A 17,263-nucleotide genomic window follows, 5' to 3' on the forward strand; every position below is an offset into this window, starting at 1 on the left:
AACACGGGCAGAGGAGGAAAGCGTCCCGCGCCATGGACAAAAACGCCGGGAGCGTTTTTGAACAACGCAACGCGTTGGCCCGGCTACGGGCGCACCTCAGGGATGAGGTGCGTAATCGCGCGGGCCGAGCTGTCAGGGATGACGCTTTTTGCGTCTTTCCGATCTGACCGTGTTCCCTAAGCGGACTCGATCCCACAGCAAATCAAGCCAGATTTGTTCCGCCTCAGTTATAACTCAAGCTCAATCTCGCCTTTAGCTTTGCAGCAGCAGGGCAGGATCTCATCCTGCTGCACAAAAGCCAGCGGCCGCTGTGGGTAATGCACTTCGCCTTTCAGCAGCCGCATCCGGCAGGAGCCGCAGTAACCTTCGCGGCACTGAAACTCCACGCAGAGATTATTGGCTTCCAGCAGCGTCAGCAGGTTGGTGTGCTCGTCTGTGCATTCCAGCCGGGTGCCGGAAGTGCGCAGAATAACAACGTCACGGCTCATGATTAAAGCTGGAAGTCGTCGAAGTCGTTAGCGCCCACTTCAGAGTCGATCTGACCGACCAGATAAGAGCTCACTTCCACTTCCTGCGGCGCAACCTGCACGTTGTCCGACACCAGCCATGAGTTGATCCATGGAATCGGGTTAGAGCGCGTCTGGAAAGGCAGATCAAGGCCAACTGCCTGCATACGGATATTGGTGATGTACTCAATGTACTGGCAGAGAATGTCTTTGTTCAGGCCGATCATCGAGCCGCCGCTGAACAGATAGTCTGCCCACTCTTTCTCCTGCAGCGCCGCCTTCTTAAACAGCTCGAAGCACTCTTCACGGCACTCTGCCGCAATCTCTTTCATCTCCGGATCGTCTTCACCGCTGCGCAGCAGGTTCAGCATGTGCTGGGTGCCGGTCAGGTGCAGCGCTTCATCGCGGGCGATCAGCTTGATGATTTTAGCGTTGCCTTCCATCAGCTCGCGCTCGGCGAAAGCGAAGGAACAGGCGAAGCTGACATAGAAACGGATAGCTTCCAGCGCATTGACGCTCATCAGACAGATATAAAGCTGCTTCTTCAGCGCACGCAGGCTGACCACAACCTCTTTATCGTTGACCTGATGGGTGCCTTCGCCCAGCTGATGCCAGTAGTTGGTCATCTCAATCAGATCGTCGTAATAGCGTGAGATATCCTGAGCACGCGCCAGAATCTGCTCATTGGTGACGATATCGTCAAACACCACCGCCGGATCGTTCACGATGTTACGGATGATATGGGTGTAAGAACGGGAGTGAATCGTCTCAGAGAACGCCCAGGTTTCAATCCAGGTTTCCAGCTCCGGAATGGAGATCAGCGGCAGCAGGGCGACGTTCGGGCTGCGACCCTGAATCGAATCCAGCAGCGTCTGGTACTTCAGGTTGCTGATGAAAATATGCTTTTCGTGGTCCGGCAGCGCCTGATAGTCGATACGGTCGCGCGAGACGTCCACCTCTTCCGGACGCCAGAAGAAGGAGAGCTGCTTTTCGATCAGCTTTTCAAAGATGTCATATTTCTGCTGGTCAAAGCGCGCCACGTTGACTGACTGACCGAAAAACATCGGCTCTTTCAGCTGATCATTTTTGTTCTGCGAGAAAGTGGAGTAAGCCATAAAAGTTGTCCAAAAGTAGACGAAGCCAGGCCTCGTGAAATGAATGAGGCGGGAGAATCTCCCGCCTGACCATTAGATTTTACAGGCGCCGCTCTCGCAGCCATCATCCTGGATAGAAGGTGCCAGGTCATCCTGCGCATCTTCTGCACCGTCACGGGTATTCTGATAGTAGAGCGTTTTCACGCCGAACTTGTATGCCGTCAGCAGATCTTTCAGCAACTGTTTCATCGGCACTTTGCCGTTGGCAAAGCGTGACGGGTCGTAGTTGGTGTTGGACGAAATCGCCTGGTCAATGAATTTCTGCATCAGACCCACCAGTTGCAGGTAGCCGTCGTTGTTCGGCATTTCCCACAGCAGCTCATACTGATCTTTCAGACGCTCATACTCCGGCACCACCTGACGCAGGATGCCATCTTTCGATGCTTTGATGCTGATGTGGCCACGTGGCGGCTCAATGCCGTTGGTGGCATTGGAGATCTGCGACGAGGTCTCAGACGGCATCAGCGCAGACAGGGTCGAGTTGCGCAGGCCGTGCGTTTTAATCTCTTCACGCAGGCTCTCCCAGTCGAGATGCAGCGGTTCGTTGCTGATCGCGTCCAGGTCTTTCTTGTAGGTATCGATTGGCAGAATGCCCTGCGCATAGGTGGTTTCATTGAACCATGGGCAGGCACCTTGCTCTTTCGCCAGCTCGTTTGACGCTTTCAGCAGGTAGTACTGAATCGCTTCAAAGGTTTTGTGGGTCAGGCCATTAGCACTGCCATCGGAGTAGCGGACACCGTGCTTCGCCAGATAGTAGGCGTAGTTGATGACGCCGATACCCAGGGTACGACGACCCATGGCACCACGCTGGGCAGCCGGAATCGGGTAATCCTGATAGTCGAGCAGGGCATCCAGCGCACGCACCGCCAGGGTAGCCAGCTCTTCCAGATCGTCCAGGCTTTCGATGGCACCGAGGTTAAACGCAGAAAGCGTACAAAGCGCGATCTCACCGTTTTCGTCGTTAACATCTTCCAGCGGTTTGGTCGGCAGGGCGATTTCCAGGCAGAGGTTAGACTGGCGAACCGGCGCGATGCGCGGATCAAACGGGCTGTGGGTGTTGCAGTGATCAACGTTCTGAATGTAGATACGGCCAGTTGAAGCACGTTCCTGCATCATCAGCGAAAAGAGATCGACCGCTTTAACACGCTGCTGGCGGATGCTCTTATCCTGCTCATATTTAGTGTAGAGGCGCTCAAACTCATCCTGATCGGCGAAGAACGCGTCATAGAGGCCAGGCACGTCAGACGGGCTGAACAGGGTGATGTCTTCGCCTTTCAGCAGGCGCTGATACATCAGCTTGTTGAGCTGAACGCCGTAGTCCATATGACGCACGCGGTTGCCTTCAACGCCACGGTTGTTTTTCAGCACCAGCAGGCTTTCGATTTCCAGATGCCACATCGGGTAGAACAGCGTTGCTGCGCCGCCACGTACGCCGCCCTGAGAACAGGACTTCACTGCGGTCTGGAAATGCTTATAGAACGGGATACAGCCGGTGTGGAACGCTTCACCGCCGCGGATCGGGCTGCCCAGCGCACGGATACGACCGGCGTTGATGCCGATACCGGCACGCTGAGAGACATATTTCACAATCGCACTGGAGGTGGCGTTGATGGAGTCCAGGCTATCGCCGCACTCGATCAGCACACAGGAGCTGAACTGACGTGTCGGGGTACGCACACCCGACATGATTGGTGTCGGCAGCGAGATTTTAAACGTGGAGATCGCATCATAGAAACGCTTGATGTAATCCATACGCGTGTCGCGCGGGTAGCCAGAGAACAGGCAGGCAGCAACCAGAATGTAGAGGAACTGCGCGCTCTCGTAAATTTCACCCGAGACGCGGTTCTGGACCAGATATTTGCCTTCCAGCTGCTTCACTGCGGCGTAGGAGAAGTTCATGTCACGCCAGTGGTCGAGGAACTCGTCCATCTGTGCGAACTCTTCCTGACTGTAATCTTCCAGCAGATGGCGATCGTATTTGCCCATGTCGACCATCTTAACGACCTGGTCATAAAGCTTCGGCGGCTCAAACTGACCATACGCTTTTTTGCGCAGGTGGAAGATCGCCAGGCGGGCAGCCAGATACTGATAGTCAGGGGCATCGCGAGAGATGAGGTCTGCTGCGGCCTTGATGATGGTCTCATGAATGTCAGAGGTTCTGATGCCATCATAGAACTGAATGTGGGAGCGCAGTTCGACCTGTGAAACTGAGACGTTGTTCAGCCCTTCAGCTGCCCAGTCCAGCACACGGTGAATTTTGTCGAGATCAATGCGCTCCTGGCGGCCATCGCGTTTAGTAACGAGCAGACTCTGGTTCATGTCGCGTTTTTACCTTTGCGTGAGTATCCAAAAATTAAAAGAAATCCCGGCTTATGCACAGCATATTCATTGTGAATAATGTGTGGATAAACACTACATCTTGGGGGTGATGGGAAGTACCATAACTACATGGGGGCTTATTTTAGTATTTTACGGCCGCTTAACAAGAGCAAAAAATGATGGATAGAGGGGTTGTATTTTTGACGAAAATTCTTAGGCCATGCCTTGTAAGGCCTGGCAACATGTCAACCAGATCACACTTTTTTTTCTAACTTTGATCGGACGCGTATTTCTTATTCAATCCTCCCTTTTCGGCCCTGAAGGGGAGGAAAAAAGGCGAAAAGAGACTACCTGCCCAGGGCGTTGCCAGATGGCGCGGACTGAAATCTGAGGCAGAAGAGAGTGGGTGTGACGTAACCCACTGGCAGATAACACTATGCCTCTGTTGCGGATGATTTCGGGGTCAGCAGGCGATGAAAAGCGGAAAGGGAAGAACAAGCCCGCCCTGATTCAGGCGGGCCGATCACTTATACGGCGCGATGAGTGTGCACCATATAATTGACATCCGTACCCGGGGCCAGTTTGAAGCGATTGGTCACCGGATTGTAGTGCAGGCCGATGATGTTACGTTCACGTAGCGTCGTTTCATCGACCCAGCCCAGCAGTTCGGAAGGGCGGATGAATTTCTTCACGTCATGGGTACCGCGCGGCAGCATGCGGAGCACATATTCCGCGCCAAAGATCGCCAATAGCCAGGCTTTAGGGTTGCGGTTCAGCGTAGAGAAAAAGACTTCGCCGCCGGGTTTGACCAGCTTCGCACAGGCGTGAATCACCGAGCGCGGATCCGGCACATGCTCCAGCATCTCCATGCAGGTCACCACATCATATTTTCCGGCGTGCTGCTCGGCATGCTCTTCAACGGTCTGCTGTACGTAGTCCAGCGTCACGCCGCTCTCCAGAGCATGCAGGCGTGCCACGGCCAGCGGTTCAGCGCCCATATCCAGGCCCGTCACCACTGCGCCTTCACGCGCCATGCTTTCCGCTAAAATGCCGCCGCCGCATCCCACGTCGAGCACGGTTTTACCAAACAAACCGTTGCTGTGCTGCGCGATATAGCCCAGGCGCAGCGGGTTGATGCGATGCAGCGGTTTAAATTCACCCTCCAGATCCCACCAGCGCGAGGCAACCGCCTCAAACTTGGCAATTTCCTGCGCATCGACGTTCTGCTGATGATTCTGCGGTTGTGCATTCATTGAATCGTAACTCCTGACAAAATGTGCCCACAGTATAAACGCTTAACCGCGGATGGCACACCTTTCAGGCGTAAGGAAAAGCGGGCGATATCGGTGGTTAACGTTCACCCGGGCATTGCAGTGTGATATACTTTCGCACCTTTAAAATCCGGGATTAAGTAGAGGGATAGCGGCTCCATGAGCGACCTTGCGAGAGAAATTACACCGGTCAATATCGAAGAAGAATTAAAAAATTCTTACCTCGGTTACGCCATGTCGGTCATCGTTGGCCGAGCTTTACCCGATGTGCGTGATGGCCTGAAGCCGGTTCATCGTCGCGTACTCTATGCGATGAGCGTACTGGGTAACGACTGGAACAAACCCTATAAAAAATCTGCCCGCGTCGTCGGTGACGTTATCGGTAAATATCACCCGCATGGTGATTCTGCCGTTTACGACACCATTGTACGTATGGCCCAGCCTTTCTCCCTGCGTTACATGCTGGTGGACGGACAAGGCAACTTCGGTTCCATCGACGGCGACTCCGCTGCAGCGATGCGTTATACCGAAATTCGCATGTCGAAAATCGCCCACGACCTGTTAGCTGACCTGGAAAAAGAGACCGTCGATTTCGTACCGAACTATGACGGCACTGAGCAGATCCCTGAAGTTCTGCCGACCAAAATCCCTAACCTGCTGGTGAACGGTTCGTCCGGTATCGCCGTGGGTATGGCAACCAATATTCCACCGCACAACCTGCGTGAAGTGATTAACGGCTGCCTGGCGTACATTGAAGATGAGAACATCAGCATTGAAGCGCTGATGGAGCACATTCCGGGGCCTGATTTCCCGACCGCCGCCATCATCAATGGTCGCCGTGGCATCGAAGAAGCGTACCGCACCGGACGCGGCAAGATTTACATTCGCGCGCGTGGCGAAGTGGAAGCCGATGCGAAAACGGGCCGCGAGACCATCATCATCCATGAGCTGCCGTATCAGGTGAACAAAGCCCGCCTGATTGAGAAGATTGCGGAGCTGGTGAAAGAGAAGCGTGTCGAAGGCATCAGCGCACTGCGCGATGAGTCTGATAAAGACGGCATGCGCATCGTGATTGAGATCAAGCGTGATGCGGTCGGTGAAGTGGTTCTGAATAATCTCTATTCACTGACCCAGCTGCAGACCTCGTTTGGTATCAATATGGTGGCGCTGCATCAGGGCCAGCCGAAGATTATGGCGCTGAAGGAGATTCTGGACGCCTTCGTTCGCCATCGTCGTGAAGTCGTAACGCGTCGTACCATCTTTGAACTGCGCAAGGCCCGTGACCGCGCGCATATCCTGGAAGGTCTGGCGATTGCGCTGGCGAATATCGATCCGATCATCGAGCTGATTCGTCGTGCGCCAAACCCGGCAGAAGCGAAAGCGGGTCTGATTGCCCAGGCGTGGGATCTCGGTAACGTGTCAGCGATGCTGGAGCGTGCAGGTGATGACGCCGCGCGTCCTGAGTGGCTGGATCCGCAGTACGGTATCCGTGATGGGCAGTACTATCTGACCGAGCAGCAGGCTCAGGCGATTCTGGATCTGCGTCTGCAGAAACTGACCGGCCTTGAGCACGAGAAGCTGCTGGATGAGTATAAGGCGCTGCTGGAGCAGATCGCTGAGTTGCTGCACATTCTGTCGAGCGCTGAGCGTCTGATGGAAGTGATCCGCGAAGAGCTGGAGCTGATGCGCGATCAGTTTGGTGACGATCGTCGTACCGAGATCACCGCAAACACCGCCGATATTAATATCGAAGACCTGATCAATCAGGAAGATGTTGTGGTGACCTTGTCGCATCAGGGCTATGTGAAGTATCAGCCGCTGAGCGACTATGAAGCGCAGCGTCGTGGTGGTAAAGGCAAGTCAGCCGCGCGTATCAAAGAAGAGGACTTCATTGATCGTCTGCTGGTGGCCAATACTCATGACACGATTCTTTGCTTCTCAAGCCGTGGCCGTCTGTACTGGATGAAGGTTTATCAGCTGCCGGAAGCAAGTCGTGGCGCGCGTGGACGTCCAATCGTCAACCTGCTGCCGCTGGAAGCTAACGAGCGTATTACGGCGATTCTGCCGGTACGTGAGTATACCGAAGGCTTCAATATCTTTATGGCGACCGCGCTGGGTACCGTGAAGAAGACGGCGCTTAAAGAGTTCAGCCGTCCGCGCAGCGCCGGTATTATTGCCGTGAATCTGCGTGATGACGATGAGCTGATCGGCGTGGCGCTGACTAACGGTAACGATGAAGCGATGCTGTTTTCCGCAGCCGGTAAAGTGGTTCGCTTTGCAGAGTCCGCAGTTCGTGCCATGGGTCGTACCGCTTCTGGCGTGCGCGGCATCAGGCTGGCTGAAGGCGATCGTGTGGTGTCGCTGATTGTGCCGCGTGAAGAGGGTGCCATTATGACCGTGACGCAGAATGGTTACGGTAAGCGTACGGCCAACAGCGAATACCCGACGAAGTCGCGTGCGACGCAGGGTGTTATTTCAATCAAAGTGACCGAGCGTAATGGTCCGGTGATTGGCGCGGTTCAGGTTGTCGATGGCGATCAGATTATGATGATCACCGATGCCGGTACGCTGGTGCGTACCCGCGTGTCAGAAGTGAGCGTCGTGGGTCGTAATACCCAAGGTGTGATCCTGATTCGTACCGCTGAGGATGAGAACGTAGTCGGACTGCAGCGTGTTGCCGAGCCGGTTGAAGAGGAAGAGCTGGATTCAATCGACGGCAGCGTGGCGGAAGGTGAAGATGATATTGCGCCGGAAGCTGAGATCGACGATGAAGAGATTGCACCGGAAGCGGATGCAGAAGACGAAGACGACGCAGCAGAAGACGAAGAGTAATTTGTCTGACGTGAGCTGAGGTTCGTTGCAGAAACGGCAGGTCAGGGGAAATCCGGCCTGCCGTTTTTTTTTGGAGATCGGGTGTGGGTGGCTGTGAGCCGGGAGCCGGAAGCCGGTGGCTGCGGGATGGGAGCCGCCGAAAGGCCCGCTATGCCCGATCGCAAAGAAATCCCGCATCCCTGCGGATCGGCCACGCCATCCGTGGCGTGGACGCTTTGCTCTTCGGGCATAGCCAGCCTTTCTCGCTGGGATTACGGTGTTGCTTTGAGTGGAGGCAGGGTAGCAAAGAACGGGCATCGAAAGCCTGAAGCCGGTGGCTGTGGGATGGGAGCCGCCGAAAGGCCCGCTATGCCAGATCGCAAAGGATTCCCGCATCCCTGCGGATCGGCCACGCCATCCGTGGCGTGGACGCTTTGCTCTTCGGGCATAGCCAGCCTTTCTCGCTGGGATTACGGTGTTGCTTTGAGTGGAGGCAGGGTAGCAAAGAACGGGCATCGAAAGCCTGAAGCCGGTGGCTGTGGGATGGGAGCCGCCGAAAGGCCCGCTATGCCCGATCGCAAAGGATTCCCGCATCCCTGCGGATCGGCCACGCCATCCGTGGCGTGGACGCTTTGCTCTTCGGGCATAGCCAGCCTTTCTCGCTGGGATTACGGTGTTGCTTTGAGTGGAGGCAGGGTAGCAGAGAACGGGCATCGAAAGCCTGAAGCCGGTGGCTGTGAGCCGGGAGCCGCCGAAAGACCCGCTATGCCCGATCGCAAAGGATTCCCGCATCCCTGCGGATCGGCCACGCCATCGGTGGCGTGGACGCTTTGCTCTTCGGGCATAGCCAGCCTTTCTCGCTGGGATTACAGTGTCGCTTTGAGTTCTTACGGGCAAGCCTGTACGCAAGCCTTCTTGTGCACTTATAGCTGGCTGCTTTCACTATCTTAAAAGATTCCCAAACCTTCCGCTAAGCCTGCGGCTGGCTGGCTTTTTTCGCCTGATAAAGCTAGTGTATGGGCATTAAAAATCGATGATGCGACTAACCTTGCCAACTGCGAGTTACCTTTGAAATATCCTGTCTCTTTCCGCACTACGCTTCGCATCTCGCGCTATCTTTTCCGCGCGCTGGCGCTGCTAATCTGGACGCTGGGCGCTGTTCTGACGGCGTTTTACATCATCAGCGTGCTGCACAATAAAGAGACGCAGGTCCGGCAGGAGTTCGCCAGTAACTACGGCACGATTCAGTGGTATGTGCGCCATTCGGCGGACATGATGCGTGAGCTGAAATATATCACCGAGAACCGCTTAACCAACGCCAGCAGTGGTCTGGATGTGCTGACCGGCATGATGCCGGGCAAAACTACGCAGCCGCAGTTTACGCCACTCTTTTCGGATGGCGACTGTACCTCAATGAGCAATACCTGGCGCAACTCGCTCGATTCCCTCAGCTACTACATCAATTACTGGAAGAGCAACTTCGCCTCGTCGTATGAGCTTAATCGGGTGTTCTTTATCGGTGGCGAGAGTCAGTGTCTGGCGGACTTTACCATTGGCAGCAGTAATGCCGATCGGGAACGCAGCCTGAAATCGCTGCGTGAGAATGTACTGCGCTATCGTAATAGCAGCGAAGAAGATCGCCGCAATCCAATGTACTGGATCAACAGCAGTGCGCAGCCCGGCGTCGGCACCTTCTATATGGTAGTGCCGGTTTATGTCGCCAATAAGTTACAGGCGCTGCTGGGTGTTGAGCAGAACATCCGGCTGGATGAGTTTATTCAGCCGGGCAGCCTGCCGATTATTGCGTCCATTACCGACGAAAATTACCGTCCGCTGCTTAACTCGCGGCGCGGCGGGCTGGGCTTCTCGCTGGATAATCTGCCGGATGATAAAACCTGGTTCGGTTATCTGAATGGGTATCGTCAGCTGGTGCTGAAGAAACCGCTGCCGCCATCCGATCTTAACGTGGTGTGGTCGATACCCACCGACGTGATGGTGGATCAGCTTAAGCTGATGATTATCAATGCGCTGCTGCTTAATATTTTCAGCGCCGTGATCCTGTTTACTCTCGCATGGGTGTTTGAGCGACGGATGTTCCTGCCGGCGGAGGAGAATGCGCACCGGCTGGAAGAGCATGAGCAGTTTAACCGTAAAATTGTGGCTTCTGCGCCGGTCGGGATCTGTATTTTACGCACCAGCGACGGTACCAATATTCTGAGTAACGAGCTGGCGCACAATTATCTGACGTTGCTGACGCAGGAAGATCGTCTGAGGCTGAATGAGATTATTGGCGGGCAGCAGGTCAACTTTGTCGATGTGCTGACCGGCAGTAATACTAACCTGCAGATCAGCTTTGTGCATTCGCGCTATCGTAATGAGAACGTGGCGATTTGCGTGCTGGTCGACGTTTCGGCGCGCGTACGAATGGAGCAGTCTCTGCAGGAGATGGCCCACGCGGCAGAGCAGGCCAGCCAGTCTAAATCGATGTTCCTGGCTACCGTCAGTCACGAGCTGCGCACGCCGCTGTATGGCATTATCGGTAATCTCGACCTGTTACAGACTAAAGAGCTGCCCAGCGGCATCGACTCGCTGGTGACGGCGATGAACAACTCCTCCAGCCTGCTGCTGAAGATTATCAGCGATATTCTCGACTTCTCGAAAATTGAGTCCGAGCAGCTGAAAATCGAGCCACGTCCGTTTGCACCGCGCGAAATCGTCACCCACATCGTCGGCAACTATCTGTCGCTGGTGGTGAAGAAGCGGCTGACGCTCTACTGCTTTATCGAACATGATGTGCCGCAGGTGCTGGACGGGGATCCGCTGCGTCTGCAGCAGGTGATCTCGAACCTGCTGAATAACGCGATTAAGTTCACGCACACCGGCTGTATTATCCTCCACGCCTGGGTTGCTGAAGGCTATCTGGCCTTCCGCGTCCGTGATACCGGCGTCGGCATCCCGGCGAAAGAGCTGCCGCGTCTGTTTGATCCTTTCTTCCAGGTAGGCAGTGGCGTGCAGCGTAATTTCCAGGGCACCGGGCTGGGACTGGCGATCTGTGAAAAGCTGATCAATATGATGGACGGTGACATTGAAGTTGACTCAGAGCCCGGCATGGGCAGCCAGTTCATTGTGCGTATCCCGATCTACAAAGGGCAGAAGCCGTCACTGATGCTGCTGGAGGATTTGAAAGAGAACAAAATCTGGCTGGCGATGCGTAACGACTATCTTGCGGAGTTTATTACCCGCCAGATCCAGCAGCAGGGCATTGAGGTCGCGGAATATAACGGTAAGCCGGGTCACGACGATGTGGTGATGACCGATTACGACCTGGAAATCGACTTACCGCTGCGGGCGCTGATCACCTTTGACGGATCGCATGTGGATATGCCGCGTGAACGTCAGCCGGGACGCTGGATCCACTCGACAGCCACGCTGCACGAGGTGCCGGCGCTGCTGGCGCGCATCTACCGTATTTCGCTGGGTCACGATGCGGCGGATGCGTTGCTGCTGGCCGCGCCGGTCGAAGAGAAAGTGCATAACGATGACATCATGGTGCTGATTGTCGATGACCATCCGATTAACCGCATGCTGCTGTCGGAACAGCTTGGCACGCTGGGCTATCAGGTCAAAACCGCGCAGGATGGTGTTGATGCGCTTAACGTGCTGAGTCGTAATGAAATCGACATCGTGCTGACGGATGTGAACATGCCAAACATGGATGGTTATCGCCTGACGCAGCGGTTGCGTCAGCTGGGCCATCTCTTCCCGGTCGTCGGCGTGACGGCGAATGCGCTGGCGGAAGAGAAACAGCGTTGTATGGATGCGGGCATGGATAACTGCCTGTCAAAACCGGTGACGCTGGATGTGCTGAAAGTGACGCTGGCCATCTATGCTGATCGGGTGCGTAAAACGCGGATAGGATAGGGCAGGATAAAGCAGGATAGGGCAGAGGTAAGGCGGTGCAGGCTGCACCGCCTCAGACGTAACTTAGTCTCTTTCGACCTGAGTCTGGCTGACAGACGACAGGTAGTTCAGCAGCGCGATATCGTTATCCACGCCCAGTTTCATCATCGCTGATTTCTTCTGGCTACTGATCGTTTTGATACTGCGGTTCAGTTTCTTGGCGATTTCCGTTACCAGGAAACCTTCAGCGAACAGACGCAGTACTTCGCTCTCTTTTGGTGACAGACGCTTGTCGCCATAACCACCTGCGCTGATCTTCTCCAGCAGTTTCGCAACGCTTTCCGGCGTATATTTCTTGCCTTTCTGCAGTGCAGCCAGTGCTTTCGGCAGATCGGTAGGTGCGCCCTGTTTCAGGACAATCCCTTCGATATCGAGATCCAGCACAGAACTCAGAATCGCCGGGTTATTGTTCATGGTCAGAACAATAATCGACAGATCCGGATAGTGGCGTTTAATGTATTTAATCAGCGTAATGCCATCGCCATACTTCTCACCTGGCATGGAGAGGTCGGTGATCAGGACGTTAGCGTCAAGCTTGGACAGATTATTGATCAGTGCTGTTGAGTCTTCGAACTCACCTACAACGTTGACCCATTCAATTTGTTCCAGAGACTTTCGGATACCGAAAAGGACAATTGGATGGTCATCGGCAATAATTACGTTTAAGTTATTCATCTTATTGGTTACCTTGCTGCAGCAGTTGATTGACGTAAGCGTCAATATCACTGGTGGTATTTGTAATGTTTGAATCGTCACACGCTTTAATGTGGTGTTCTAACTCTTCACAAAGCTGTTTGCCGGGAGTCAGATTGAGCATGGCAAACACGCCCTTTAGGCGATGCGCTGTCTGAGCAAGCGAGGCGTAGTCCTTTTCCGCCGACTCAGTATACAGTCTCTTCACATCAACCGGTACTGTCTCCGTAAACAGCTGGAAATAGCCGCCGCTCATCAATGGCGTGGCCGTGTCGTCTTCCATGTCATTATCCATCACATCATGCGACAGTTGCTTCTCAATCAGGGCCAGTAAGGCATCCAGCATCGCATTACTGAGATTGAAATTGACCCGATACTGCTGGTCGTTCAGTGCATGATGACCCAGTTCATCTTCCGCCAGCAGCAGTGCCCAGCCGCTAAGCTTTGAGGGATCGTCGGTCACCAGCACATCGTGATCCTGACCGGAAATGCGCTCATCGGGTGTCAGACACCGTGCGCCCCAGTTCTCCAGATGGCGGCAGACGATTTTATGCACGTCCTCCACGGTGATCTCCACCAGCGCGGTCACACCATCCAGAATCTTTTCCTCTTCTTCTTCGTGCTTCTGCTCCAGCACCAGCGGCAGCTGCATGTTATAGCGCGTGCCGATATCCGCTTTTGCCACGATATCGAGGCTGCCACCCATCTGCTTGCAGAGCTGCTTGCACAGGAAGAACGCCATGCCGGAAGCCTGTCCGTAGCGATCCTGACTGGTATCGCCCAGGAACGGGAAGTCGACATTCGCCAGCTCATCCACCGTCAGGCCCGCACCGGTGTCCACCAGTTCGATGATCACTCTATCGGCCTGTTTGTCCGCAGCCTTAACCTCCAGGGTGATTTTTCCCCAGCGGGTGGTGGTCAGAGCATAGTGCATCAGCGTGGTCAGCACTTTGCGCAGGGCGCGACGGTCGCCAAAGCGCGTCTCGTCATTCGCCAGATGATTATTCACCACCAGCGACAGCCCTTTGCGACGCATCAGCGGCAGGCTTTCCAGTGCGATTTCGTCCAGCAGCTCCTGCAGGTTAAAGACGGTGGCATCCGGTGACCAGTCATGCGCCTCAAGCCGGTTCAGCAGCACGATATCATCCACCAGTCGCGCCAGCCCCTGGCTCTCATCGAGCAGGTCCAGCACGGTCTCATCGGCGTCACGCTGGCTGAGCTGCACCAGCTGCGTCACCATCTTCTCCAGTGGCTGATTCAGCGCATGACCCAGATTGTGCAGCAGCTGCTGACGCATCTGATGGTTGCGGTCCAGCACCTGCTGCGCTTTCTGCAGTTTCTTGTTCACCAGCAGCTCACGATCCTGATCACGCATCATAAACAGCTGGGTATGTGGCGACAGCACGCTGCGGGCGTGGCGAATTTCATACACTTCGTTATTGATAGTGGCCTGCAGCACGCCCTGATGCTGGTCGGACATATTAATAATCTTCTGCAGATTGAGGTGAGGCAAAAGATGTTCAGCAATCTTATTGCTCAGCAGGGTGCGGTTGCTGGCAAAGTCATACACCAGCAAGCCGACCGGCAGGCTGGCGACAATCTCCTCATTCAGTACCCGTAGCGAGTCGAGTTCAGCGCTCTGATTCTCGCTGGGACGCAGCGATTGCTGGCGCAGCAGCACGATACCCGCCAGCGACAGCAGGAACAGCAGCAGGTTGATGAGCAGCGGCCAGAGCAGGTTGTGCAGGCTGTCGATAATCAGGCGGGTAATCGGCACCTGATAGACCAGCTGCAGCGACGTACTGGGCAGGGTGGCCGTAATCTCAATGTTGGGATTAACCAGCGTGATGCGGGTGTTTTCTACCTCCTGCTGATCGGCTGTCGTGGCAGGCATTGAGCTGTCCTGACGCAGCTGGAAGTTTTCCAGCGGCATGTTCTGCGGAACAATATCGTTAACCGGCAGATCAAAGGCGACCACCGTGGCCAGATGGCCCGGCTGATTAAAGGTGGTGCGCAGCGTGAAATAGTGGTCGTTCTGGAAGGCGAGGTGGCGCAGCGGCGAGAAGCTCTCGCGTTCATCCAGCGCATTAGCCTGTTGCAGCATCTCCGCGCGGCGACTATCCACCATTGCGCTGATAGCGCTCTCTTTATAGCGCGTCGCCATATCTTTCAGCGGCAGGGTCGAGATCATAATCAGGCTGTTGTCCTGACCGTTTAAAAAGTACATCGACCAGGTAGGATTTTCTGCGCCCCACAGCGTGTCGAGATAGTTCGACATCCGCATGGTCATATCCAGCGTGCTGCTGTCGTGTGAGCCGAAAATCAGCGCTTCGGTTTTACGGCGGGTTTTTTCCAGGTAATAGACGTCAGGACGCAGTCGCGTCTCCTGCAGATTGCTGCCGGGTGTGGCGCCTGCTGCACTGGTGGAGAGATTTTCATAGATTTGCCAGGTGGCAAAGCGGTAGGCGTCGATGCGCTTCTGCACGTCACGCGCCAGATCGTCCATCGCATAGCGTTTGCCGGTCAGCCAGGCATTGACCGAGTTATGCACCATAAAGCCCAGCGCCAGCAGCAGCACCAGATTGAAAACCACAAAAAAGCGGGTGACATTGCCGGAGGTCAGTGGAAACTTATACAACATAGCGTGTCAGGTACCTGAATTATCGCGCAACTTTTCGCGCACTGGCGGCTACCGCTAACAGCAACAGCGCGATCATTAAAAATGCGCCGCTGAGGCTGATCCATTGCGAAATGAATCCGATTAAAGCCGGACCTGAGAGAATACCCGCATATCCCAGCGTTGTCATGGCAGAAATCGCCAGGTTCGCAGGCATATCCTGTTGATTCCCGGCAGCATTGAACAACATCGGCACCGTATTGGACAAACCAAAGCCCACCAGCAGAAATGCCAGCAGGGCGATCTCCGGCCACGGCAGCCAGACGGCCAGCGTCATACCCGCTGCGGCAGTCAGTGCGCCCGTCAGCATCACCGGATAGCGGCCAAAACGCTGGATGATCTTATCGCCGCTAAAACGGCCCAGCGTCATCGCCACCGAAAAGACCGCATAGCCCAGACCCGCATAAGCGGGTGACATCGCCGGATTCTGCAGCAACAGCAGTGCGCCCCAGTCCAGCACTGCCCCTTCCGCGAGGAACAGGATAAAGCAGAGCAGGCCAAGAAATGCGACCCAGCCGCGTGGGATCACCAGCCAGGGCTGATCGGGCTGATGCAGGCGCTGATTCATTAACACCGGCAGTCGCCACAGCAGCAGTAACAGCATCACGGCCATCACCACCAGGGTCGCGTGCAGCGGCGTAAACGCGCGGCTCAGCAACAGGCTCACCGTGCCCGCTCCCAGAATCCCGCCCAGGCTGAAGAAGCCATGAAAGCCGGACATCATCGGTTTATCGGCAGCCTGCTCAACCTGCACCGCCTGATAATTCATCGCCACATCCAGCATGCCCAGCCCGGCTCCAAACAGCATCAGCGCCGCTGCCATCACCAGATGAGAGTCAGCGGTGGCCAGCAGCGGCATCATAAGCAGCACTAACAGCGTGGAGAAGCCCATGACCCGACGGCAGCCAAACCGTGCCACCAGCGTGCCGGTCACCGGCATCGCGGCCAGCGAACCAATTCCCAGGCAAAGCAGTAACGCGCCCAGTGAGGCGCCGCTGAGCTGCAAACGGTCGCGCGCAAACGGCACCAGCGGTGCCCAGGCTGACATCCCTAAACCATTAATCAGAAAGATGGTGCGTGTGCCCCAGTTCAGGCGGCTCTGATGCTTATGTTGTTGTGCAGCGTCCAGTGCAGTCATAGGTCAGATTCATCAAGGGTAAAGCGGAAAAGTGTAGCACTGGCCGTGAGTTCAGTGGCCGTTGCGCCTTTTATTAAAGTGGTGCAGCAACATCGTTTAAATGGCAAAACCGGGAGTTTACCGACTTTTGCTGCGCCGCGAATTTTTTCCAGAACTTTCCTGGTATGACCACCACCCACGCAGTATGACTTAACTCAAATTTCAATGCTGCTTTTCAACAACTTGCCGCCCAACAAGTCGGAACAGGACCAGCCATAAATGATGGCTGAATCGCATAATTAACAAATTTATTTTTCCGCTCTAAGGTTTTCGAAAGGGTGGTTTTTTGACCATTTTGCATCATTTACGGAAACAGTCAGCAATAAATTGACATGAAAAAACAAGGGCAAAGCGAATTTTTCGAAAACCGAATTTCATCTTTTGTTAATGTAATAAAGATTAAATCATAATGAAATCTGTACATTGAAATTGATTTTTAACACGGTTACGCTAAAAATTACCTTGTCAGAACCGTTACGTTTGGCATCAGTCCGTACAAATAAATCTAACAATTATACCGCCACACTTCGCTTTTTAAGGGGGTTGTGACGCAGCTTTGCTTTGCCATTTCTACATACGCCAGGTTGAGACGCCTTCTGTGATTCAGAAGGTGAAACTATGTGTGAAGGCTGTAACCATAAATTAATTTTATGTTTATAGATTCAGTATATTAGCTAATCTGGTGGAATAGAGGT

The 17,263-nt window shown here is 54.6% G+C and carries 9 protein-coding genes; 2 read left to right on the top strand and 7 right to left on the bottom strand.

Features of this window, described 5'->3' with window-relative positions; genetic code table 11:
* Nucleotides 1-227 precede the first annotated feature (227 nt).
* The 4 genes from yfaE to ubiG form a co-directional block, all read right to left on the bottom strand.
* Nucleotides 228-488 (bottom strand): class I ribonucleotide reductase maintenance protein YfaE, encoded by a 261-nt coding sequence (gene yfaE, locus EGO56_RS06080; RefSeq protein WP_013358564.1) that lies wholly within the window; start codon nucleotides 486-488, stop codon nucleotides 228-230.
* A gap of 2 nt (nucleotides 489-490) precedes the next feature.
* Nucleotides 491-1,621 (bottom strand): class Ia ribonucleoside-diphosphate reductase subunit beta, encoded by a 1,131-nt coding sequence (nrdB, locus tag EGO56_RS06085; RefSeq protein WP_135907997.1) that lies wholly within the window; start codon nucleotides 1,619-1,621, stop codon nucleotides 491-493.
* A 72-nt stretch (nucleotides 1,622-1,693) separates the two neighbouring features.
* The gene (gene nrdA / locus EGO56_RS06090; protein ID WP_013358562.1) at nucleotides 1,694-3,979 is read right to left on the bottom strand and encodes a class 1a ribonucleoside-diphosphate reductase subunit alpha; all 2,286 of its coding nucleotides are present in this window, start codon (nucleotides 3,977-3,979) and stop codon (nucleotides 1,694-1,696) included.
* A gap of 527 nt (nucleotides 3,980-4,506) precedes the next feature.
* Nucleotides 4,507-5,232 carry a bifunctional 2-polyprenyl-6-hydroxyphenol methylase/3-demethylubiquinol 3-O-methyltransferase UbiG gene (ubiG, locus tag EGO56_RS06095; RefSeq protein ID WP_013358561.1) on the bottom strand — a complete coding sequence of 242 codons (726 nt, stop codon included), beginning with the start codon at nucleotides 5,230-5,232 and terminating at the stop codon, nucleotides 4,507-4,509.
* Between the two features lie 177 nt (nucleotides 5,233-5,409).
* Between ubiG and gyrA the strand changes: the two genes are divergently transcribed.
* A complete protein-coding gene (gyrA, locus tag EGO56_RS06100; protein WP_013358560.1) occupies nucleotides 5,410-8,082 on the top strand; it encodes a DNA topoisomerase (ATP-hydrolyzing) subunit A in 2,673 nt (890 codons plus the stop codon).
* Between the two features lie 1,047 nt (nucleotides 8,083-9,129).
* Nucleotides 9,130-11,982 carry a two-component system sensor histidine kinase RcsC gene (rcsC, locus tag EGO56_RS06105; RefSeq protein WP_135907998.1) on the top strand — a complete coding sequence of 951 codons (2,853 nt, stop codon included), beginning with the start codon at nucleotides 9,130-9,132 and terminating at the stop codon, nucleotides 11,980-11,982.
* Between the two features lie 63 nt (nucleotides 11,983-12,045).
* Here the strand turns inward: rcsC and rcsB are convergent, their stop codons facing one another.
* Genes rcsB through EGO56_RS06120 form a run of 3 tightly spaced genes read right to left on the bottom strand, consistent with a single transcriptional unit; the run spans nucleotide 12,046 to nucleotide 16,529 of the window.
* Complete coding sequence (gene rcsB, locus EGO56_RS06110) at nucleotides 12,046-12,696, bottom strand: response regulator transcription factor RcsB (RefSeq protein ID WP_009089068.1); 651 nt, start codon at nucleotides 12,694-12,696, stop codon at nucleotides 12,046-12,048.
* Nucleotide 12,697: 1 nt separating this feature from the next.
* Entirely contained in the window at nucleotides 12,698-15,355 is a 2,658-nt protein-coding gene (gene rcsD, locus EGO56_RS06115; RefSeq protein WP_013358558.1) for a phosphotransferase RcsD, read from the bottom strand.
* Between the two features lie 19 nt (nucleotides 15,356-15,374).
* Nucleotides 15,375-16,529, bottom strand: a complete 1,155-nt coding sequence (locus tag EGO56_RS06120; protein ID WP_135907999.1) for an MFS transporter — start codon at nucleotides 16,527-16,529, stop codon at nucleotides 15,375-15,377.
* Nucleotides 16,530-17,263: the final 734 nt, after the last annotated feature.

It is taken from the genome of Pantoea vagans (assembly GCF_004792415.1).
Classification (GTDB): domain Bacteria; phylum Pseudomonadota; class Gammaproteobacteria; order Enterobacterales; family Enterobacteriaceae; genus Pantoea; species Pantoea vagans.